Annotated in this window: 20 protein-coding genes and 2 pseudogenes; 16 read left to right on the top strand and 6 right to left on the bottom strand. The window is 65.5% G+C overall.

What is annotated here, in order from left to right; all coding sequences use genetic code 11:
• Positions 1–18: 18 nt before the first annotated feature.
• The 4 genes from L5G28_RS00110 (at position 19) to L5G28_RS00095 (ending at position 4,115) form a co-directional block, all read left to right on the top strand.
• On the top strand, positions 19–1,281 hold the full coding sequence (locus L5G28_RS00110; RefSeq protein ID WP_236999804.1) for an acyl-CoA dehydrogenase family protein: 1,263 nt from the start codon (positions 19–21) through the stop codon (positions 1,279–1,281).
• Positions 1,278–2,090: an SDR family oxidoreductase gene (locus tag L5G28_RS00105; protein ID WP_236999803.1), complete on the top strand. Its 813-nt coding sequence runs from the start codon at positions 1,278–1,280 to the stop codon at positions 2,088–2,090. Before L5G28_RS00110 ends, L5G28_RS00105 begins: the two co-directional genes overlap by 4 nt.
• A gap of 27 nt (positions 2,091–2,117) precedes the next feature.
• Positions 2,118–3,275, top strand: coding sequence for an acetyl-CoA C-acetyltransferase (locus L5G28_RS00100; RefSeq protein ID WP_236999802.1), 1,158 nt, complete (start codon positions 2,118–2,120; stop codon positions 3,273–3,275).
• Positions 3,276–3,680: 405 nt separating this feature from the next.
• The gene (locus L5G28_RS00095) at positions 3,681–4,115 is read left to right on the top strand and encodes a hypothetical protein (RefSeq protein ID WP_236999801.1); all 435 of its coding nucleotides are present in this window, start codon (positions 3,681–3,683) and stop codon (positions 4,113–4,115) included.
• A 208-nt stretch (positions 4,116–4,323) separates the two neighbouring features.
• Here the strand turns inward: L5G28_RS00095 and L5G28_RS00090 are convergent.
• Positions 4,324–4,458: pseudogene (locus L5G28_RS00090) on the bottom strand (hypothetical protein); the annotation flags it as partial.
• A gap of 282 nt (positions 4,459–4,740) precedes the next feature.
• Complete coding sequence (locus L5G28_RS00085; RefSeq protein WP_236999800.1) at positions 4,741–6,132, bottom strand: IS1380 family transposase; 1,392 nt, start codon at positions 6,130–6,132, stop codon at positions 4,741–4,743.
• A 183-nt stretch (positions 6,133–6,315) separates the two neighbouring features.
• On the opposite strand from L5G28_RS00085, the pseudogene L5G28_RS00080 reads away from it, so the two are divergent.
• The 8 genes and pseudogenes from L5G28_RS00080 to L5G28_RS00045 form a co-directional block, all read left to right on the top strand.
• Positions 6,316–6,608, top strand: a pseudogene (locus tag L5G28_RS00080) (integrase core domain-containing protein); the annotation flags it as partial.
• Between the two features lie 36 nt (positions 6,609–6,644).
• Positions 6,645–7,130: a nuclear transport factor 2 family protein gene (locus tag L5G28_RS00075; protein WP_236999799.1), complete on the top strand. Its 486-nt coding sequence runs from the start codon at positions 6,645–6,647 to the stop codon at positions 7,128–7,130.
• Positions 7,131–7,725: 595 nt separating this feature from the next.
• On the top strand, positions 7,726–8,370 hold the full coding sequence (locus tag L5G28_RS00070) for a hypothetical protein (RefSeq protein ID WP_236999798.1): 645 nt from the start codon (positions 7,726–7,728) through the stop codon (positions 8,368–8,370).
• Between the two features lie 54 nt (positions 8,371–8,424).
• Positions 8,425–9,456 (top strand): alpha/beta hydrolase, encoded by a 1,032-nt coding sequence (locus L5G28_RS00065; RefSeq protein ID WP_265743571.1) that lies wholly within the window; start codon positions 8,425–8,427, stop codon positions 9,454–9,456.
• A complete protein-coding gene (locus L5G28_RS00060; protein ID WP_236999796.1) occupies positions 9,423–11,183 on the top strand; it encodes an ABC transporter ATP-binding protein in 1,761 nt (586 codons plus the stop codon). Before L5G28_RS00065 ends, L5G28_RS00060 begins: the two co-directional genes overlap by 34 nt.
• Positions 11,180–12,976, top strand: a complete 1,797-nt coding sequence (locus tag L5G28_RS19360) for an ABC transporter ATP-binding protein (RefSeq protein ID WP_236999795.1) — start codon at positions 11,180–11,182, stop codon at positions 12,974–12,976. The genes L5G28_RS00060 and L5G28_RS19360 overlap by 4 nt, the downstream gene beginning before the upstream one ends.
• An 84-nt stretch (positions 12,977–13,060) precedes the next feature.
• On the top strand, positions 13,061–14,569 hold the full coding sequence (locus L5G28_RS00050) for an aldehyde dehydrogenase family protein (protein ID WP_236999794.1): 1,509 nt from the start codon (positions 13,061–13,063) through the stop codon (positions 14,567–14,569).
• A 157-nt stretch (positions 14,570–14,726) separates the two neighbouring features.
• Positions 14,727–15,329: a TetR/AcrR family transcriptional regulator gene (locus L5G28_RS00045; RefSeq protein ID WP_236996852.1), complete on the top strand. Its 603-nt coding sequence runs from the start codon at positions 14,727–14,729 to the stop codon at positions 15,327–15,329.
• A gap of 10 nt (positions 15,330–15,339) precedes the next feature.
• Here L5G28_RS00045 and L5G28_RS00040 read toward each other — a convergent pair whose 3' ends face one another.
• Together L5G28_RS00040 and L5G28_RS00035 are read right to left on the bottom strand one after the other, a co-directional pair.
• The gene (locus L5G28_RS00040) at positions 15,340–16,461 is read right to left on the bottom strand and encodes a class I SAM-dependent methyltransferase (protein WP_236999793.1); all 1,122 of its coding nucleotides are present in this window, start codon (positions 16,459–16,461) and stop codon (positions 15,340–15,342) included.
• Between the two features lie 25 nt (positions 16,462–16,486).
• The gene (locus L5G28_RS00035; protein WP_236999792.1) at positions 16,487–17,365 is read right to left on the bottom strand and encodes a LysR family transcriptional regulator; all 879 of its coding nucleotides are present in this window, start codon (positions 17,363–17,365) and stop codon (positions 16,487–16,489) included.
• A gap of 70 nt (positions 17,366–17,435) precedes the next feature.
• On the opposite strand from L5G28_RS00035, the gene L5G28_RS00030 reads away from it, so the two are divergent.
• Positions 17,436–17,792: a nuclear transport factor 2 family protein gene (locus L5G28_RS00030; protein WP_236999791.1), complete on the top strand. Its 357-nt coding sequence runs from the start codon at positions 17,436–17,438 to the stop codon at positions 17,790–17,792.
• Between the two features lie 34 nt (positions 17,793–17,826).
• A complete protein-coding gene (locus L5G28_RS00025) occupies positions 17,827–18,366 on the top strand; it encodes an MOSC domain-containing protein (RefSeq protein WP_236999790.1) in 540 nt (179 codons plus the stop codon).
• Between the two features lie 45 nt (positions 18,367–18,411).
• On the opposite strand, the gene L5G28_RS00020 is transcribed toward L5G28_RS00025, so the two are convergent.
• Positions 18,412–18,729, bottom strand: coding sequence for an XRE family transcriptional regulator (locus tag L5G28_RS00020; RefSeq protein WP_236996857.1), 318 nt, complete (start codon positions 18,727–18,729; stop codon positions 18,412–18,414).
• Positions 18,730–18,847: 118 nt separating this feature from the next.
• Between L5G28_RS00020 and L5G28_RS00015 the strand changes: the two genes are divergently transcribed.
• Complete coding sequence (locus L5G28_RS00015) at positions 18,848–19,282, top strand: VOC family protein (RefSeq protein ID WP_236999789.1); 435 nt, start codon at positions 18,848–18,850, stop codon at positions 19,280–19,282.
• Positions 19,283–19,311: 29 nt separating this feature from the next.
• Entirely contained in the window at positions 19,312–20,265 is a 954-nt protein-coding gene (locus L5G28_RS00010) for a sigma-70 family RNA polymerase sigma factor (protein WP_236999788.1), read from the top strand.
• A gap of 47 nt (positions 20,266–20,312) precedes the next feature.
• On the opposite strand, the gene L5G28_RS00005 is transcribed toward L5G28_RS00010, so the two are convergent.
• A partial coding sequence (locus L5G28_RS00005; RefSeq protein ID WP_236999787.1) for a hypothetical protein occupies positions 20,313–20,772 on the bottom strand: 460 nt, incomplete at its 5' end.

Below are 20,772 nucleotides of genomic sequence, written 5' to 3'. Positions count from 1 at the left end.
TAGGTTAAGCTAGGTCTCATGACGACGATCAATCTCGCCGATCGGGCAGTCGACCTCGGCGAATGGGCGGCCCGCACGACCGATGCGGACCGACTGTTCGAAGAGTCGGTGCGCGACTGGCTCGCCGACAACCTCGTCGGAGACTTCGCGAATCTGCGGGGTCGCGGCGGACCCGGCAGCGAACACGAGTTCTTCGCCGAGCGACTCGAATGGGACCGGCATCTCGCCGCTGCCGGGTGGACGTGTCTCGGCTGGCCCGTCGAACACGGCGGTCGCGGCGCCACGATCGGGCAGCGCATCATCTTTCACCGCGAGTATGCCCGAGCAGGTGCGCCCGCGCGCGTGAACCACCTCGGCGAAGAACTCCTGGGCCCGACGCTCATCGAATACGGCACACCCGAACAGCAGCGACGATTCCTTCCACACATCGTCGACGTGACCGAACTCTGGGCGCAGGGCTACTCCGAGCCCGGTGCCGGAAGTGACCTCGCGGGCGTCGCCACATCGGCCGTCCTCGACGGCGACCGATGGGTGATCAACGGTCAGAAGATCTGGACGTCGCTCGCTCACCTGTCGCAGTGGTGCTTCGTCATCGCGCGCACCGAGAAGGGGTCGACCAGGCACAAGGGCCTCAGTTTTCTGCTCGTCCCTCTGGACACCGACGGCGTGACGATCCGTCCGATCCAGCAGATCACCGGAACGTCCGAGTTCAACGAGGTGTTTTTCGACGATGCGAAAACATCCGCGGATCTCATCGTCGGTGAGCCGGGTGACGGGTGGAAAGTCGCGATGGGGCTGCTGCAGTTCGAGCGCGGCGTCTCGACGCTGGGACAGCAGGTCGGGTTCCGTCGTGAACTCGACGACTTGATCGACTTGGCCAAGCACAACCGCGCGATCGACAACCCGGAGATCGCGTCGCGGCTCCGTCGAGCGACAGTCGGCCTGACCGTCATGGAGGCGAACGCGCGCCGCACGCTGTCCGGTGACATCGTCTCCGAAGCGGGAGCCGCGTCGGTCACGAAACTTCTGTGGGGCAACTGGCACCGCGACCTCGGTGAGCTCGCGGTGGCGGTCGCGGGCGCGCCGTCGCTCCTCGGTCCGGCCGCGACCACCGAAGGTCGCGCCAACGACATCGCCGACCCCGAACACGTGGAACTCGACGAACAACAGCGCCTTCTGCTGTTCAGTCGCGCCGACACGATCTACGGCGGCTCCAACGAAGTGCAACGCAACATCATCGCCGAGCGAGTCCTCGGCCTACCACGAGAGGCCCGCGCATGAACTCCCCCCTCACCCCCTCGCCGCTGGCGACCCCGCCCAACGAGGTCGCCGGCCACGACCTGCTGAAGGGCAAGAAGGTCGTCGTGACCGCGGCAGCGGGCACCGGCATCGGTTTCGCCACCGCCCGTCGCGCCCTGCTCGAAGGTGCGGACGTCCTCGTCTCCGACTTCCACGAACGACGCCTCGGCGAGACCGTCGAGAAGTTGGGCGCCGAGTTCGGTGCAGAACGCGTCGTCTCGCACGTCTGCGACGTGTCGAGCACCGCGCAGGTCGACGCGCTGATCGCGGCGGCAGCCGACCGTCTCGGACACATCGACGTCCTGGTCAACAATGCGGGGCTTGGGGGCGAGACGCCGGTCGCCGACATGACCGACGAACAGTGGGATCGCGTCGTCGACATCACGCTTACCAGCACGTTCCGTTCCACTCGCGCCGCGCTGCGATACTTCCGCGACGCGACGCACGGCGGGATCATCGTCAACAACGCCTCGGTCCTCGGCTGGCGTGCCCAGCGCGGCCAAGCCCACTACGCCGCAGCCAAGGCCGGTGTCATGGCACTCACCCGTTGCTCCGCCGTCGAAGCCGCCGACTACGGCGTCCGCATCAACGCGGTCGCGCCGTCGATCGCCAAGCACCCGTTTCTGGCGAAGGTCACCTCAGACGAACTGCTCGACGAGCTCGCTTCGCGCGAAGCGTACGGCCGGGCCGCCGAAGTGTGGGAGATCGCCGCGACCATCGCGATGCTCGCCAGCGACTACACCACCTACCTGACCGGCGAGATCGTCTCGATCTCCAGCCAGCGCGCCTGACCCGCGCATTCACGAAGGAGTCACACCATGACCGCACCTCAGGCATACGTCGTCGACGCCGTCCGCACCCCGGTCGGCAAGCGCGGGGGGTCCCTCGCCGGCGTTCACCCCGCCGATCTCGGCGCACATGTGATCAGCGCGATCATCGACCGCACCGGCATCGACCCCGAGGTCGTCGACGACGTGATCTTCGGCTGCGTCGACACCGTCGGACCTCAGGCCGGCAACGTCGCGCGGACGGCGTGGCTCACCGCGGGTATGCCGCTCGGTGTCCCCGGGACCACCGTCGACCGGCAGTGCGGGTCGAGTCAGCAAGCGATCCACTTCGCGGCGCAGGCCGTGATGAGCGGGACGCAGGACGTCGTGCTCGCGGGCGGACTTCAGAACATGAGCGCCATCCCGATCAGCCAGGCGATGATCGCGGGCCAGCCGCTCGGCTTCACCACCCCCACTGCGGAGTCGCCGGGCTGGACCAAGCGGTTCGGCGGCGCCGAGATCAGCCAGTTCGTCGGAGCCGACATGATGGCCAAGCGGTGGGACATCAGCCGCACCGATATGGAGGCGTGGGCCCTGCAGAGCCACGAACGCGCCCGCGCGGCGATCGCCGCGGGACGCTTCGACAACGAGTATGTCCCGTTGGGTGATTGTGTCGTCGACGAGTGTCCGCGCGAGACGTCGCTGGAGAAGATGGCTTCGCTGCAGGTGCTCGCCGAAGGTTCCGAGTTGACCGCTGCTGTGGCCTCGCAGATCTGTGACGGTGCGTCGGCGACGCTCGTCGTCTCGGAGGACGCGCTCGCTCGATACGGACTCACTCCGCGTGCTCGCATCCACCACATGTCGGTGCGCGGCGACGACCCGGTAATGATGCTGTCCGCCCCGATTCCTGCGACGAAGCACGCGTTGGAGAAGACCGGCATGACCATCGATGACATCGACGTCGTCGAGATCAACGAGGCGTTCGCGCCGGTCGTTCTCGCCTGGCTTAAGGAGACTGGAGCCGACCCGGCCCGCGTCAACGTCAACGGCGGCGGTATCGCGCTGGGGCATCCGCTGGGCGCCACCGGGGCCAAACTTTTCGCGACCCTGCTCAACGAACTCGAACGCACCGGTGGGCGTTATGGCTTGCAGACCATGTGCGAGGGCGGCGGCACCGCCAACGTGACGATCATCGAACGTCTCGGCTGACTGGACAGCAGGACCTCAGACGTCACCCACACGAGACCCCCACGCTGCGGGCGAGCGCCGGAAGGTGCTCGCCCGCAGTGCATTTCCTCGCCAGTCGGCCATAGTGACCTCAAATCACTTACGAAATGCTCGTATCCGGTCGAGATGATCAGGCACGAAAGCCGAATGTATTACAGCTACTATACCCTCTGGTTGGGGGTTGGCCTCCTCGGCGGAAATCCGACCGTGATGCAGAACAGTGGAAAAGATAGGCTGTATCAAAAGAATGTCACATTCAGGTGCAATGGAGTTGTTGGAACTAGCTTCAAAGGCGAGACTATAGGAACAATCAGAATTCCGGGGAGGGCGAAACAGATGTACGCAAAGGTGCTAACCAATGAATCCAAGCTAGACTGTGAGGTCTAGATGCCATTGCCATTCGGCGACGCCAGAATCGGTGTTATATTCGCGCGCAACGAGGAGACATTCGATGAAGTAGTTGCGGGTGTTGCATTCGACGTCCACGACGCTGCCCAGATCGCTGCAGTGATTGAGCGTGACAACATTGCGTGTTGGACGGAGTTCATACAGATAGTTCAGACCGAGCCGGGAGCCATAGTATATCCAGGACAGACTGTGCATCTAGTGCTGGGAGATGCCCCCCCACAGGATTCTCGGGAGATGGGATGGGGTCCAGATTTCGCGCCCGAATTGCTGGGCGCGTTCGAAGATCACAGGTTGGCGGCGCGTCGTGTAGCTGAACTCGACGATCCAAAAATCCGCATCCCGGGACGACTAGTTGTGTGGAGTGTCCCGATTGGCTGGCACGACAAGAGGCTTGAAATCAAGCATCCAAATTAGATATGGAACGGTCTCGGAGACTCACTCGTTTTCGAGGGAGGCTCGACTGGTCCGGCCTTCCGAGAATCTCGAGCCCTTTAGCCTGGGTGGTCTCTCGCTGACTCCTTCGGCTGAAGTGTGGCGGCTCCTCGCCACACATTCTTTAGTCAGATCGAGATCGGGGCTTGACCGGGCTTGACCCGGTTTCCCGGACAGTGGGGTGACAGTTTCAGGCTACTTGTGAGGTGGTCTGTTCGTGGTGGTGCGCGGTTTCGTAGTCGATCGGTGAAAGGTACCCGATCCCGGAATGGCGGCGGTGCGGGTTGTAACAGGCTTCGATCCATTCGAAGATGGCGTAGGCGAGCTGGTCCGGGGTGTCTCAGCTGTGGGTGTCGAGCAGCTCGCGCTGCATGGTCGACCAGAACGATTCGATCATCGTGTTGTCGACGCTTGACGCGTCGGGGCCCATTAGCCTCAATCTTTCGTCGGGGGGCATCTCCTCGCCTGAGCGGTTCGGATTGATTGCGGCGGAGCCGATTATGCAGGTCGGGTACGACAGGCTGGCCGGATGCCGCCGGATCGCGGCCGGGTTTCACAGGCCCGGAGAGTGCCCTTCAGATCGTTCGGATACAGGCGAAGCTGATGGTCAACTGGTGTTGGTGAATGCGTCGAGGCGATCAAGCCCGGCGATGAGCAGGCCGGTGTACTTGGCTTGGGTATCGAACCGCAGCCGCCGTCGGCGAGCGTGCCGCGCCAGACGGGCTGCAATCGCGAACAACCGAAGACGCAATGTCTTCAACTCCCAGGTTCGCGCGTTCGTACTGGTCAACGCCAGCATCTGCATCCACGCGTTCAGGTCGAACGCCAACGCCACGATCGCCGTCCACACCTGATTCTGCGCGAACGAGAACAACGGCAGGTTCAGCAGGCCGCAGTCCTTGCTCTGCCGGATCCGATCTTCGCATCGAGCACGCCGCCGGTGACGCAGTTCCAGATCCGCGAGCTGCCCGCTGGTGGTGTTGGTGGCGAACGCGGTCAGTCGCCACCCGTTCCGGTCGGTGATCCGTAGTTGGGCACCGGGATGCGGTTTCTCGCGCCGCACGATCACCCGCATCCCGGCCGGCCATCCCGTGAGGTCGATGACCCCTGTCAGTTCGGCGACGTCAGCACCCTCTCGAGGCTCACGGTCACTGTTGTAGGCCGGGGTCCACGCCTGCGTCGGGAGTCGGTCGATGATCTCGCCCAAACGCGCGTCCAGCCCGAACCCGACAGAGTATGAGACTCGCTGCGTGTGCAGGTACTCGAGGAAGTCGTGGGAGGCGCCGGCCGAATCGGTGCGGATCAGGACCTTGCGACCAGGCCGTGTCGGTAGGTCGGGGATCTGCGCCAACGCAGCGCGGGTGGCGCTGATGTGATCTGCGGCGGTGTTCGATCCGGCATTGCCTGGTCGCAGCAGGATCGTTCCGGCTTCTCCGGTGCCGCCGGACCCGTGGTCGATGAACGCGGTCATCGGATGAAATCCGTAGCCGCCCTTATAGTTTCCTGCCGCCGACTGCTTGTCAGAATGCGCGGTGACCAGGGTCGCATCGAGGTCGATGACCAGCGGCTTCTTCGCTGAGATGTCGTGGTTCGGTGCGGTGGCGCCGGCCAGCGACCACACGTGTGCCCGAGTCGCAGCTCGCGCGGCGGCGATCGCTGACAAGGCCTGGACCGGCGACTGCGCCAGCGACGAGATCAAGCGGGACACGGTCGGGTCCGAAGCAACATGACCGAAGGTGTCGGGACGTTCGCGGATGGTAGACATGTCGGCGAGGCAGTCGCCGCCAGCGACCAACGCCACCGCGAGGTCGGCGACGATCTTGCCTGGATCATGGGTCGCGAACGGCTTGCGCCACGGCGCGAGCGCGGCCGACAACTCTGCTGCCAGGCCTGCGACCTCGACGGTCCGGGTCAACAACACGGTTCCGGCGTGGGACACGAGGTTCTCCCCATCGCCGGTGGCCTGGATATACGGGTAGAACACGGTAGAGTTGCTCACCAGAAGGGTGCTCCCTCACTCTGGCGTAATCGGACTGTCGCAAGAACGATTATCGCAGGTGAGAGCACCTTTCTTCGTATAGCATGCCGGGCGAGTCGAATTCACCCACGAAAGACCCAGGTTAGTCCAAGGAGCCCGCCGCCCGGACTCGTTGGCCGAAAACCTAAGAGGTGTATCGAACTCGCCCAGTTCCGGTCACGGAAATTCGTCCATGCCCTGAGCCGTCATCACCTCATCGGATCGATGGGCCAGGTCGGCGCGGCGGCGACAATTCCGCGATGAAATCGTTCTTCGCTCTGTTGCAGAAGAATGTACTGGACCGCAAGCGCTGGCGGACCCGAGAGGAACTGCGGATCGCGATCACCACCTGGATCCAGAGGGCCTATCACCGCCGACGCCGCCAGGCTCGTCTGGGCCGATTGACCCCCATCGAATACGAGACCATCATGAACCCTGCCGCGAGCCTCGCGGCATGACACCGAAACTGTCACCTGATCGTGCGGCAGTCCCACATGACAATCGACGAGCTCCTGCAGATAGAGGAAATTCGGCAGCTCCGAATCGGCTACTCGAACTACTTCGACGGGCACGACGTCGCGGGCCTGACGACGCTGTTCTGCGAAGACGCGGTGTGCGAATTCCCGGAAGAGTGCGGCGGTGACTGGATCGGCCGCGACACCATCATCGCGAACTTCACCCGTGAACTCGACCGGTTGGGCGAGCCGTACGACACGATGCACGTCGTCACCAACCCGTGGATCACGCTGACCGGATCAGACAGCGCGCACGGCCGCTGCTACCTCATCGATCTGCTGACCAGACAGAAGGCGGGCAGCGGTCACTGCACCACCACAGGTGGCCACGCGAACCCCCTGGACTACCTCGGCATGTACGAGGACGACTATCAGAAAGAGGGCGGGGCGTGGAAGTTCGCACGCATCAGGCTCCCGTTCTTCTGGCCGGACCGGACGTTCGAGTCGGTCAAGCATCCGGATTGACCGCACGAGGTCGACAGGTGTCCGCGTCAGCGGCTGGCACAGAATTGTGCTGCCGCCGAACGGGCTCGACCGGGTCGATTCGCTCGCTGAATGATGCGCGGGTGGCTGATGTGACACACGGCGATTCCAGTTGAGAATTGGTGCTCGGAAGGGCTCGGAGAAGTCAGGTCAGGCCCGGTTTTCGGGCGGTTGATCCTCGTCAGGTGGTGGGTCGTCCGTTGGCATGATTCTGCCGGATTTATAACGGTTCGATCACTTGATCCAGTGACCCGGGATGCTCCGTTCGAACTACTGGTTATGGTCCGAGTGAACCACAGAAGCGACATGGCGCCAGGTACCGACGCGACGACGCAGCGTGGCTCGTCCCATCCACGACGAAAGGCAACCTCATGGCTGAGATCCCAGATATCTCCGGCATCAACGACCTGATGAAGACCATCAATGCTCTGCTCGGCGACATCGGTTCGACCAGCGAAGGCGGCAGCCAGTTCGGCTGACGGCGACACCTCGGGCCGCGGCGCACACTGCGCCGCGGCCCGTTCCCCGTCTGAAGCAACCCCGTATGAAGCACGCGACGCACCACGAAGGAGCCGCCATGACGTCGAAGTCGCCTACCGCATCGGCGCGTGGGTTGACCCGCGACGACTTGTCGGCGGCCGCGGTCGTCCTCGGCGACGGCCTCGCCGAGATGCCGGTCTACGAGTGGGTCCTCGGTGAGCACGTCGACGATCGCACAGCGCGGTCCGGACTCGCGCGCGTGCTCCTGAGACCGTTGATCGCGGCCGGTCACGTAGTCGGCGTCGACGGCGAACCCGGGCTGCTCGGACTTCTCGTCTGGTACCCGACCGCGGTCGACGCGACCTCGCCCGGTACGGGCGCGGGCGTACATCCTGACGACCTCGAGTTCCTGACCTCGCATCCCGAGGTCGCGCGACGGCTCCTCGAATTCTGGAACAGGCCGGCCTTGCCCTCGCCTGAGCCGGGCGCGGTCAGCATGCCGCTGGCCGCCGTGATCCCCGAAGCACGAAGCAGCGGTGTGATCCGAGCGCTCGTGCGCACCGTCGAAGACTTCTGCATCGTCAACGGGACCCGCTTCTACGTGTGGACCGGCCTCGAACGGCTCCGCGACCTCTATGTGAACGGCTGGGGCGTGACCGAGTTCGCGACCGTCGAGTTCGACGAACAGACCACGCTCTACGGCCTCACCTCCGAGCGTCCGCCGCCCGTCAGCAGTACCTGACCGACCCCGCCCTGCAGTCCATCCCGCGCCTCCGCGCGCCCCGAGGAGCCATTCATGACGCGCCCGCACCTCTCCCTCCGTTCCGCCCCCCGCTTCATCCTCCGATTCGTTGCCCTCCGGTTCGTTATAGGGGTGACTGCCGCTGCACTGGCGCTCTCCGGGCTCACCGCCGGGATCGTCCACGCCTCTCCCGGCAGGCTCGTCAGCTCGACGACGGTGGCCGACCAGATGCGCGACATCACCGTGCACTCGCCGTCCATGGGGCGCGACATCCCACTGACCGTCCTGACCCCGAAGGACACATCGAAACCCGCACCGGTCCTGTACCTCCTCAACGGCGCAGGCGGCGGCGAGGACTCCGCGACGTGGCAGCGGAACACCGACATCGTGAAGTTCTTCGCCGACAAGAACGTGTACGTCGTGATCCCGATGCAGGGCGCCTTCTCGTACTACACCGACTGGGTCAAGACCGACGAGAAGCTCGGAGTCAACAAGTGGGCGACGTTCCTCGCGGACGAACTGCCGCCCGTCATCGACGGCACGTACCCGACTACCGGCAAGAACGCGATCGCCGGGATCTCGTCGTCTGCGACGTCGGTCCTCAATCTGGCGATCGCGAACCGCGGACTGTACGAAGCGGTCGGTTCGTACAGCGGCTGTGCGAGCACGTCGACCGAACACGGCACGCTCTTCATCCGCATCGTCGTCGAGACACGAGGCGGCGGCAACGTCCGCAACATGTGGGGTGAGCTGCGCGGACCGCTCTGGAAGCAGAACGACCCGATCATCAACGCGGAAGGGCTGCGCGGGGTGTCCCTGTATCTGAGCGCCGCCACCGGACTGCCGGGCGCGCACGACAACCTGTCGGAGGTGCCGAACGTCGCGACGCTCGGAGACCGGATCGTCACCGGTGGAGTCATCGAGGCCGCCACCCGCATGTGCACCGAACAGTTGGCGTCGCGCCTGCAGCAGTTGCGCATTCCGGCCACCGTCGACCGTCCGATCGGTGGAACACACTCGTGGCCGTACTGGCAGGACCAACTGCACAAGTCGTGGCCGCAGTTGAGCCGCGCGATCGGCGCTTGATCCGCGATTCGGCGATCGTCGAGCTCATCCGGGCCGCGGTCGGTTCGCACAAACGACGCGTCGCGTCGATCGTCCTCGCGCAGATCGTCGCGATGTCGGCGGCGCTCGCGCAGCCGACGCTGAACGCGCACATCGTCGACTCCGGTGTGGTGGCAGGTGATGTCGGCTACATCGAACGCATCGGTCTGCTCATGCTCGCCGTCGTCGCAATCGGAGCCGTCGCGTCAATCGTCGCCGTGGCGTGTGCCTCCCGGTTGGCGGCCGACGTGGGTGCTGATCTGCGCTCGCGGATGTACCGTCGAACCACCCGGATGATCGCCGTCGAGTACCGGAGTCTCGGTACGCCGACCCTGCTGACCCGGTCGACAATCGATGTCAACCTCGTGATTCAGGCGGTGTTCGTGCTCGCGGCCACCGCGGTCACTGCGCCTCTCGTCACGGTCGGCGCCGTCGTCCTCTCGATCCGCCAATCCGTCCGGCTCTCGCCGGTCATCGGCGCGGTCGCAGTGGTGCTCGTCGTGCTCGTCGGCGTCTTCGTCGTTGCCCTGACTCCGCTGTCTCGTCAGCTGCAGCGTGCCGTCGACCGCGTGAGTCTGTCCCTGCGAGAACAGCTCTCGGGCGTTCGCGTGATCCGGGTGTTCGGCAGGGAAGCGGCGGTCGGCGAGCGGTTCGACGAGGCGAACGCCGGTCTCACCGCACTCGCCCGCAGAGTGGGGGCGGTGCAGGCGCTCTTCGGGCCGGTCACCCTCGCGGTGACGAACGTCGGCACGGTCGCGGCCACAGTGTGGGCCGCTGACCTGATCGACCGATCACAGATGACGATCGGTGACCTGACTGCCTTCACCGGATATCTCGGCCAGGTCGTGTCCGGTCTGATCCTGTTCTTGCCGATCGCCACCGTGTGGCCGCGGGCGAACGCCGGAGCGGAGCGGATCCGCGAGGTGCTCGGCGCCGCCGACGAGCCCACAGGCGGGGGGACGGCCGAGTTCGCGTCCGCGCCGCTCGAGGTCCGCTTCGACGCCGTCACCGTCGACTATCCGGATGCGACTCGGCCAGCGGTCAGCTCGGTGACCCTGACATGCGCCGGCGGTGAGGTCACCGCGGTAATCGGCGGCACGTCGAGCGGAAAGAGCACCCTGCTCGCGACCGTCGCACGAATCGTCGAGACCTCAGAGGGATCAGTCCGGGTCGGCGGAGTTCGCACCGACCGGGTCGGGTTGACCGCGCTGCGAGCCGTTGTCGCGCATGTCGGCGGGGAGCACCAGCTCGTCGCGGGCACGATCGCGGACAATCTTCGGTTGGCCGATCGGGATGCCACCGACGACGTCCTCTGGTCGGCGCTCGGTGCGGTTCGGGTCGCTAGTGCGCTGCGCGATCGACACGGTCTCGACAGTGTCGTCACGCAGGGCGGACGCAACTTCTCCGGCGGACAACGACAACGTCTCGCGCTCGCTCGCGCGATCGTCCGGGCACCGCGCGTACTGGTGCTCGACGACGCGTTCTCCGCGATGGACCGGGCGACGGCCGCCGCAGCCCTGGACGGCGTACGCCGGAAGCTGCCGGACACCACCGTGATCGCGGCGGCACAACAGATCGGGAGCCTCGCCGACGCGCATCAGATCGCAGTCCTCGACAGAGGCGCCGTGGTCGACGTCGGGACTCACCGGGACCTCGTGGCCGAGTCGAGCGTCTACCGGGAACTCACTGCGGCTGAGGTGGGTACGTGATCGCACGGGGCAAGGCCAGGATCGTCCTCGCACTCGTCGCCGCGCTCGTCGCGACAGCGGCGACCGTCCTGCTTCCGTACGTCCTCGGACAGCTGACCGATGTCGTCTTCGCTGGAGCGATCGGTTCGCGTCTGCCGTCCGGTGTCTCCCTCGACCAGGTCGTCGACGCCTACCGTGCGGGCGGCGATGACTTGACCGCCAACCTCGTCGCCCGGAGCGGGGCCGTCCCCGGGCACGGCGTGGACTGGCCGGAACTGTGGACTCGCACCGGGCAGGGATTCGGTCTCATCGCGGCGATCCTCGCGGCCAGATCGGCCAGCGGACTGCTTCTCAACGCATTCGTTCAGGACACGGTCCGCCGGATCCGGACGGCGCTCGAACGCACTGTCCACCGGCTGCCGATGTCTACCGTCGACGGGGGACGGCGTGGGCACATTCTGAACACCACCACCGTCGACGTCGACAATCTGGCGACGGCGATCGGACCGGTGTTCGTTCAATTGCCGGTCATCGTCGCGACGATCGTGTTCGTCCTCGTCGCACTCGGTCTGGTGTCGCCGTTCTTCCTCGGGGTCGCCGTCGCGTCGGTGCCGCTGGTCGTCATCGCATCCGTTCTCGTGCTCCGCCGCGCGCGGCCGCACATGCAGCGGCAGTGGTCCACCACGTCCGACCTCACCGCGCACATCGAGGACGTCTACTCGGCCCGCGACATGCTCGCCGCCTACTCCGCGCACGACGGGCCCGCGAGGAATTTCGACCGACTCAACACCCGGCTGGCGCACGCGACCCGCGCCGGTCAGACGTGGAGCGGTTCGCTGTCGCCGATCATGACCGTGTGCAACGCGCTCGTGTTCATCGCGATCGCCGTGTTCGGGGCCGTGAAGATGCTCGACGGCGCGGTCACCCTCGGCGCGCTGCAGGCGGTCGTCATGTATGCCAGCCAGTTGTCCAATCAGGTCTCGTCCCTCGCAAGCACGCTGCCTCGCCTTCAGTCTGGGCTGGTCTCCTACGGACGCGTCCGCGAGTTCCTCGCGCAGCCCGCCGAGTCCGCGCCCGCGATCGATGATCCACCGCCGACGTCCAGCGGACGGCACTCTCGGCCGCCGCGCATCGTGTTCGACGACGTCTCGTTCTCCTACGACGCGGACCGGCCGGTCCTCGACGGCGTCGACTTCGTTGTCGAGCCTGGCCAGACGGTCGCGATCGTCGGCGCGAGCGGATCGGGCAAGACGACCATCACCTCGCTCATGCAGCGCTTCTACGATCCGGACGCGGGGTCGATCACCGTCGACGGCAGCGACATCGCCGGTTGGACCCGCACCGAGGCGCGCGCACAACTCGCGGTCGTAGCTCAAGAGCCGTGGCTGTTCTCCGGCACGGTCGGGGAGAACATCGACTTCGGCGGTGACGCACGGTCGGACGTCATCGACGAGATCGTCGCGGTACTCCCCGGTGGGCGCGGCACCCGGGTGTCGGGCGACCACGACACGTTGAGTGCGGGGGAGAAACAGTTGGTCGCGGTGGCGCGTGCGTTGGCCGCGCGACCCCGCATCCTCATCCTCGACGAGGCGACGAGCGCCGCAGACCCACGATCGGAGTTGCTGATCCAACGAGGGGTCTCTGAGCTGCGGCGTCGCACGACGTCCGTCGTGGTGACGCATCGTCGTTCGACGCTCGCCCTCGCCGACCGGATCCTCGTACTCGGCGGCGGCCGGATCGTCGAATCGGGCACTCTCGACGAGCTGACCGCGTCGGGACGCGAGTTCGCGAGGTTACAAGGCATGCCTCTGTGATTCATCCCACGAGACCGGTACGCTGGGATGAGTTTCAGAATTTGTCTCAACCGATGGCGGTTCGCCATGAAGTGGAGGGTCCCAATGACCAAGCCTGCAGAAACTGTGGTGCGTGCCGGCGACAAGGTGTCGTCCGAAGCGCATGGCCTGACTGAGCTGCTCGAGATCCAGAAGGCCGCGTTCCTGCGTGACGGGATCCCCGACGCGAAGACTCGCGTCAGCCGCATCAACCGACTCGGCCAGATGCTCCTCGACCACGCCGACGAGATCACCGAGGCGCTCAACGAAGACTTCGGCACGCGTCCGAGGGAACTGTCCATCGCCGCGGACGTCGCGGGCTGCATGATCGACCTCACCCACCAGCGGCGCGACGCCGAGAAGTGGATGAAGGAGGAGAACGTCGCCAAGCTGCAGGGGTTGCTCGGTTACAAGCAGCGCCTGCGTCACGAGCCGCTCGGTGTCGTCGGCATCATGGGGCCGTGGAACTTCCCGCTGCAGCTGACGATCGTTCCTGCCGGTTCGGCGTTCGCCGCAGGTAACCGGGTGCTGATGCGCCCGTCGTCGGTCACCGCGAAGACCACCGACGTCATCGCGCGGGTCGCTCCCGACTACTTCTCGATCGAGGAGTTCGCCGTCGTCACCAGCAAGCACGGCGGCGGCGCGGACTTCGCGAAGCTCGACGTCGACCACATGTTCTTCACCGGTTCGCCCGAGGTCGGCAAGTCGGTCGCGCAGGAAGCCGCGAAGAACCTCACCCCGGTGACGCTCGAACTCGGCGGGAAGAACCCGGCGATCGTCGACCCGGTGCAGGACATCACCGAGGCTGCGAACTTCCTCGCCGACGCTCGCATGGTGAACGGTGGGCAGGTCTGCCTGTGCCCCGACTACGTCTTCGTCCCGGAGAGCAAGGTCGGCGAGTTCGCCGAGAAGGTCGTCGCACGCTGGACCAAGAATTTCCCGACGATCCTCAAGAACGGCGAGTACACGTCGACGATCAACGAGAAGAACTACACCCGTATCGTCGGGCTGATCGACGACGCTGTGGAGCTCGGCGCCACCAAGCATCAGGTGATCCCGGCGGGCGAGGATCTGCCGAACGCACAGGCGCGCAAGATTCCGCCGACCCTGCTGACCGGTGTGAAGGCGGGGATGAAGGTGGAGGAGGACGAGGTCTTCGGCCCGGTCCTGACCGTCTACCCGTACCGCAACCTGGCTGAGGCGATCGACAAGATCAATTCGGCGGGCCATCCGCTCACCCTGTACTGGGTCGGCAAGGACAACGAGAACTTGCAGCGCGTCGCCGACAACACGCGCAGCGGCTCGATCAGCGGAAACGACTTCGCGCTGCACCTGTTGTCGAGCGGTCTGCCGTTCGGCGGCGTCGGCAAGTCCGGCATGGGCAGCTACCACGGCAAGTTCGGTTTCGAGACGTTCAGCCACGCCCGCGCGGTGACGGTCTCGACGATGCCGATCAGCTTCGCGCAGATCATGTCGGCGCCGTTCACCAAGAGCGACAAGCGTCTGACCAAGATGCAGATGACGATGTGGCGCTTCCTCCAGGGGCGCGCTTCGCGGAAGTCCGCCAAGGGCTGACCCGTTCTCCCCGACCCGCTGGTCGGGCGACGTCGAGACCCCGCGAGCCCGGTAGCTCGCGGGGTCTCGCCTTTGCTGTCGCCGCTGGCGAATGCCGTCCCGCCAGCGAAACCAAGCACTTGCTAGGGTGGATCGGTAGGCAGGTGAATGGAGGCACATGGTGGCGGCGAAGTCGACCGCGGCGGGCTCGGCCCGGCGAGACCAACTGCTCGGGATCGCGGGCGAACTGTTCGCCGAACGCGGTCTGCGATCGACAACTGTTCGTGACATCGCCGATGCCGCGGGCATCCTGTCGGGGAGCCTGTACCACCATTTCGACTCGAAGGAGTCGATGGTCGACGAACTGCTCCGTGGCTTCCTGGACACGCTCTTCGCCCGCTACCAGGAGATCGACGCGGCCAGCCTGGACGCGGCAGATACGCTGCGCCAGTTCGTGATCGCGTCCTTCGAGTCGATCGACGCGCGGCACACCGCGGTCGCCATCTATCAGAACGAGGCCCGTCAGCTCGGCGGGCAGGAGCGCTTCTCCTACATCAACGAACGCAACATCGAATTCCGTGCCCTCTGGGCGTCGGCGCTTCAGCGCGGCGTCGACGACGGAGAATTCCGCCCCGATCTCGATGTCGACCTGGTGTACCGGTTCCTCCGCGACACCGTCTGGGTTGCGGTCCGCTGGTATCGGCCGGGCGGCGCGAAGTCGATCGACGAGATCGCCGACCAGTACCTGACCGTCGTGCTGGACGGTCTCCTGCCGCGCTGACGACGTGTGATCAGCGGCGCACGGACGCCGTCACCGTGAACTTCGCGTTCCGCGCGACCTGCCTCGTCGGGCCGACTATCCGTTCGAGTGACCCGCGGTAGCGCAGGTGCGAATTCCAGACGCACCACAGTTCACCGCCCCTCGCGAGCGTGCGCGCAGCTTCGGCGAACAGATGATGTGCGATGCCCGTCGAGAGGGCCGCATCGTCGTGGAACGGCGGATTCAACGCGATGAGCTCCTGTGATCCGGACCCGACGGATTCGAGGCCGTCCGCCTGCACGACGTCGACCCGGTCGGCGACACCGTTCGCATCTGCGGTCGCTCGGGCCGATCGGACAGCGGCCGCGGAGCGGTCGGTCGCCGTCACAGTCACTGCAGGCCGGGCGAGCGCCAACGCGGCGCCGACGACTCCGTTGCCGCATGCGAGGTCGACGGCGGTCGACGCGACCGGCACCGCGTCGGTGAGCACCTCGAGCAGCAAACGCGTGCCGATGTCGATGCGGGCCCCTGCGAACACGCCGCCGTGCGCGACGACGGTCAGCCCGTCGTGGGTCTCCGACCTGGGCCACGAAGCGAGAAGCTCGGTGGCGGCCTCTCGCCTCGGCGCCCGCGCGAACAGCACCCGCGACTTCTGCCGCGCATGGCTGACGTCCACGCGCCCGAACGATCCGCGGAGCACCTCGTTCATCTGCGTCGACATGTGCTTGATCCGACCACCCGCGACGACGACCACGCCGGGGTCCGCGTTGGCTGCGATGAGCGCCGACACCTCGGCCAGCCGGTCGAGCGACCGCGGCAGGCGCATGAGCACCACACGCGCGCCGTCAACGACCTCCGGAGCGAACCCGAGCGGGTGGACTCCACCGACACCGAGGCGGTCGGCGTTCGCGGCGAGGGCCCGCTGTCCGGTGAGCAGATCCTGGTGGACGCGCACGTCGGTGGCCCCCGCCCCGATCGTCAACGCCCCGATCGTCAACGCCCCGTACGCATCGTCTAGCACCGACACCGATCCCGGTGGTGCGTCGGCTAGATGGGGGGCGGCCTCGTCGAGGATCAGCCGGTCCGCGGCGTCCGACGCAGGCAGACTCGGTCCGTCCACGTCGGGGAAGCGTTTCAACTCGTCCAGATCCACCACCGCAGACTACTGGGCAGGCTGATCACTGGGCAGGCAGCAACTCGTTCGCGAGTGCGGCGGTCATTGCTCGAGCGGCAGCCGACGGCGTCGAACCCACGGCCAACGACAGTGACGTCTCGACCGAGTCCGTCACCGGAATCGCGGCCAACGCATCCCGCTCGACGGCCATGGCGGCCGTCAGGACGCCGACACCGCTACCGAGTTCGACGAGGGCGAGGACCGAATCGGGCGAATGCGCGGCCACCGCAGGTGTCACATCTACGCGCGCGACGGCGCACGTCGACGCCAATGCGGATCGGACGCCGGTACCGGGCGGCAGGCTCAGCACGGTGACGTCGACGAGTTCGGCGCACGCGACCGAGTCTCGAGCGGCCCACGGGTGGCCGACGGGAACGACGACGGCGACCGGTTCCCGGATCACCGTGAGTCCGGTGACCTCGTCAGGCAGCGGATCGGTGTGCGCGACGAGCGCGACGTCGAGCCTGCCTGCCGCGAGATCGTCGATGAGCAGGTCGGAGTTGGACTCTACGACGCTGACACTCACACCGGGATGGGCGCGGCGGAACGCGGCGAATCCCGCGAGATAACCCGGGACGGTGCAGCCGATGACGGTTCCGAGGCGAAGGCTTCCACGTACCACGCCGGACAGTTCGTCGCTGACCGCGTCGATGGTGGCGATCGATGCGAGCGCAGCACGCGCGTGCGGGAGCACTTCGTGACCGGCGGCCGTCGCCGAGACGGTCCGCCCCCGCCGGTCGAGCAGGCGATGTCCGACCTCGTGCTCCAGTTTGGCGATCTGGGCCGACACTCCGGACTGGCTTACGTGCAAGCGAGCGGCGGCCGCGGTGAACGAGCCAAGATCGGCGACCGCCACCAGGTATCGCAACTGATGCAGTTCCATAACCAATGATGCTAGCTCTCATAACAACCAGCTGTTGGACTGATGATCTCGGTCGCGCGACCATAGATGTATGAGAACGATGACACCGACCGCGATCGCCGAACTCTACTTCGACTGCTGGGCCCGCAAGGACTTCACTGATCTCGCCGCACATCTGTCGCCAGACTGCCGCTTCACCGGCGTGTTCGGGACGGCGAACGGCCCCGACGAGTTCCTCTCAGGCCTCTCCGGCATGGCCGCAGGCACCGATTCGATCGTCGTCCGCAAACGGGTGGCCGACGGCTCCGACGTGATCACCTGGTTCGACCTCGCCATGGGTGGGGCGCCCGCGACCGCCGTCGCAAACTGGACACACATCGAGGACGGCCAGATCTCCACGGTCGACGTGACCTTCGACCCGAGAGCGATCCTTGCGGCGTCGTCGTAACCGGCGTCGGAACACCGGTACGTATCATGACGCCATGCCCTCTGTGCTCGCCGTCTGCGTCGTCCGAGCCCTCCACCCGGATTCCGGGCGGGCAGGAGTCACCGCGATCGACAAAGGCCACGTCGACGGACCCGTCAAAGTCGGCGACTACGGTCTGTACGCCGACGTCCAGGTCGACCGGAAGCATCACGGTGGCCTCGACAAGGCGATCTACGTGTACGCGCAGGAAGACATCGACTTCTGGGAGAGCGAACTGGGACGCGAGATCCCGTTCGGATTCTTCGGCGAGAATCTGCGAACCGAAGGCATCGACGTCAACGCGGCGCGAGTCGGCGAACAGTGGCGGATCGGGGACGACGTGATCGTCGAAGTCACGTCGCCGCGGATCCCGTGCCAGACGTTCGCTCGCTGGATGGGCGACGACAGCGACGGATGGGTCAAACGATTCGCGCAGGAACGTCGGCCAGGACCGTATCTGCGCGTCGTCAAACGCGGATCTGTCGCCGCGGGCGACGCGATTAGCGTCCTGCGCGTGCCGGACGACACACCGACGATCTGTTCACTCGCGCGCTGAGAGTCCCACCCGGCCTGTCCCTACACGTCCTATCAGGCGCCTCGCTCAGACGTCATCGTCGCCGACGGGACCGCCTTCGCTCTCCCAGTTCTCGATCATCCGCACCCCGGTGCGCGTGAACTTGCGGCGCACGCCGACGCCACCGAACTCGTCCTCCACGACGAACATCGCCCCGTACGTGACGAGGGCGTCGGTCAGCCGCTGAACCTGCGCCTCGTCGAGGATGTCCGCGCCCTTCTCATACTTGCGGAGCGCTGCGGGGTCGATCTCCGCGTTGCGGGCGATGGTCCGCACCGAGACCCGGCAGAGATGTCGCGCCGCGCGTGCGAGAGAACCGTCCATGTGGAATTCGATGGTTGCCATGCCTCCATCATGCATCCGGCGAACGCGACTTCTCGCCGGAGCGACCAGTTTGCTGTGCGGCGCGGGTCTATATCTGTGACGGCACCCGACCGAGGCGCCGCTGACCTGGAGGACTCCCATGCACAAGATGATCTTCGTGAACCTGCCCGTCGCCGACCTCGACGCGTCCCGCGCGTTCTTCACCTCGATGGGATACGAGTTCAACGACAACTTCTGCGACGGCGACGCGCTCGCACTCGTGCTCGGCGACTCGATCGTCGCGATGCTGTTGCAGCGCGACGTCTACAAGAGCTTCGTACTGGGGAAGGAGGTCGTCGACGCGCACGCGGCGAGCGGCTGCATCGTCTGCCTCAGCGCCGAGAGTCGTGACGAGGTCGATGCCGTGGTCGACAAGGCGATGGCCGCCGGTGCGACCGCAGGCGACACCGAGGAACACGGGTTCATGTACGGACGGTCGTTCTTCGATCTCGACGGCCACGCGTGGGAGATCATGTGGATGGATCCGGCAGCCGCGGAAGTCGGGCCACAGGCGTACGCGGCGCAGCAGGGTTGACTCGAGTCGTCGAGGAGAAGGGGTACAGCGTGATCGACGAACCGTCCTTCGAGGCAGCCACCGCCTCGTACCGCGCGGAACTGCTCGTCCACTGCTACCGGATGCTCGGCTCCGCGACCGATGCGGAAGACGTGCTGCAGGAGGTGTACCTGCGAGCGTGGAAGGCGTTCCACCGATTCGAGGGACGTTCGTCGGTCCGCACCTGGATGTACACGATCGCGACCAACACCTGCCTCACCGCGCTGGACGGCCGGTCGCGGCGGCCGCTCCCGACCGGACTCGGAACCGAACCGTCCGACCCGCGGATGCCGGTGATCGCCGCCGAGGAACGACTCTGGCTGCAGCCGCTGCCCGACGCGGCGATCGGCGATCCGGCAGACACCGTGGTGGGCCGAGAGAGCGTCGGGCTCGCCATGGTCGCGGCGATGCAGGACCTACCCGCCAGACAACGAGCAGTCCTGATTCTGCGGGAAGTGCTCGCGTTCAGCGCCGTCGAGACCGCAGACCTACTGGGCATGAGTGTCGCGGCAACGAACAGTGCGCTCGCTCGCGCACGCCGCACGGTGGGAGAGGGGACACGGCAGGACGGACGTCGCGCATCCGAACTGACCGACACCGAACGTGCAGTCTTCGACGAATTCTGTCGCGCGTTCGCCGACCACGACATCGACGGCGTCGTCGGAGTCCTCGCTGACGACGCCGTGTGGGAGATGCCGCCGTTCCCCGGGTGGTATCGGGGAGCCGCCGAGATCGGCGTACTCACCGCCATGCAGTGCCCGGCCGCTGCCGCAGGCGACATCAGGATGGTCCCGACCGTCTGCAACGGCCTGCCGGCCGCAGGCATGTACATGCGCGACGGCGACGTGTGGCGCCGATTCCAACTCGACGTGGTCAGCATCGTCCGCGGAGCCGTCGTCCATGTCGGCGCATTCTTCGACGATCGCCTGTTCACGTTGGCGCGCTTGCCCGAGACACTGCGCTGACATGCCGATTTGGTGTCCTCGGCAAGACGTGTGTAACTTATTCGAAGTCAGCGCGACGCCGCGCAGACAATTTCAGCCCCAGCCAGGGCAGACGATCTCAACTCACGAACTGTGACTTCGGCAACGAAGTCCGAGCGAGTTTGTCTGGGAGAAACCCGCTCTGGTAGGTTGGAAAGGTCGGCCTGAAACGGTTGATATAACAATATGTGTTCGCTGGAGTTCGGCCTGATTTGTTTGGGTTGGTGCTGGTGGGTGTGTGTTCTTTGAGAACTCGATAGTGTGTGATGGATTTTTCTTGTGCCACATTTTTTTGTATTTTTTGTGGCAGGGATGAATTTTTGACGGACATTTTTGTTTGTTAGTTTTTTGTTTTTGTCAGTTTTTTTGGATTGGTCAGGTTTTGCTTTCTGGCTTGTGTTGAAATTGCTGGCCCTTTTTTGGGGGGTTGGTTGTTTTGATGTTTTTTGTTGGAGAGTTTGATCCTGGCTCAGGACGAACGCTGGCGGC

Origin of the sequence: Gordonia liuliyuniae (assembly GCF_021739025.1) — a bacterium.
GTDB lineage: Bacteria > Actinomycetota > Actinomycetes > Mycobacteriales > Mycobacteriaceae > Gordonia > Gordonia liuliyuniae.
This window is presented reverse-complemented; position numbering and strand designations above follow the sequence as displayed.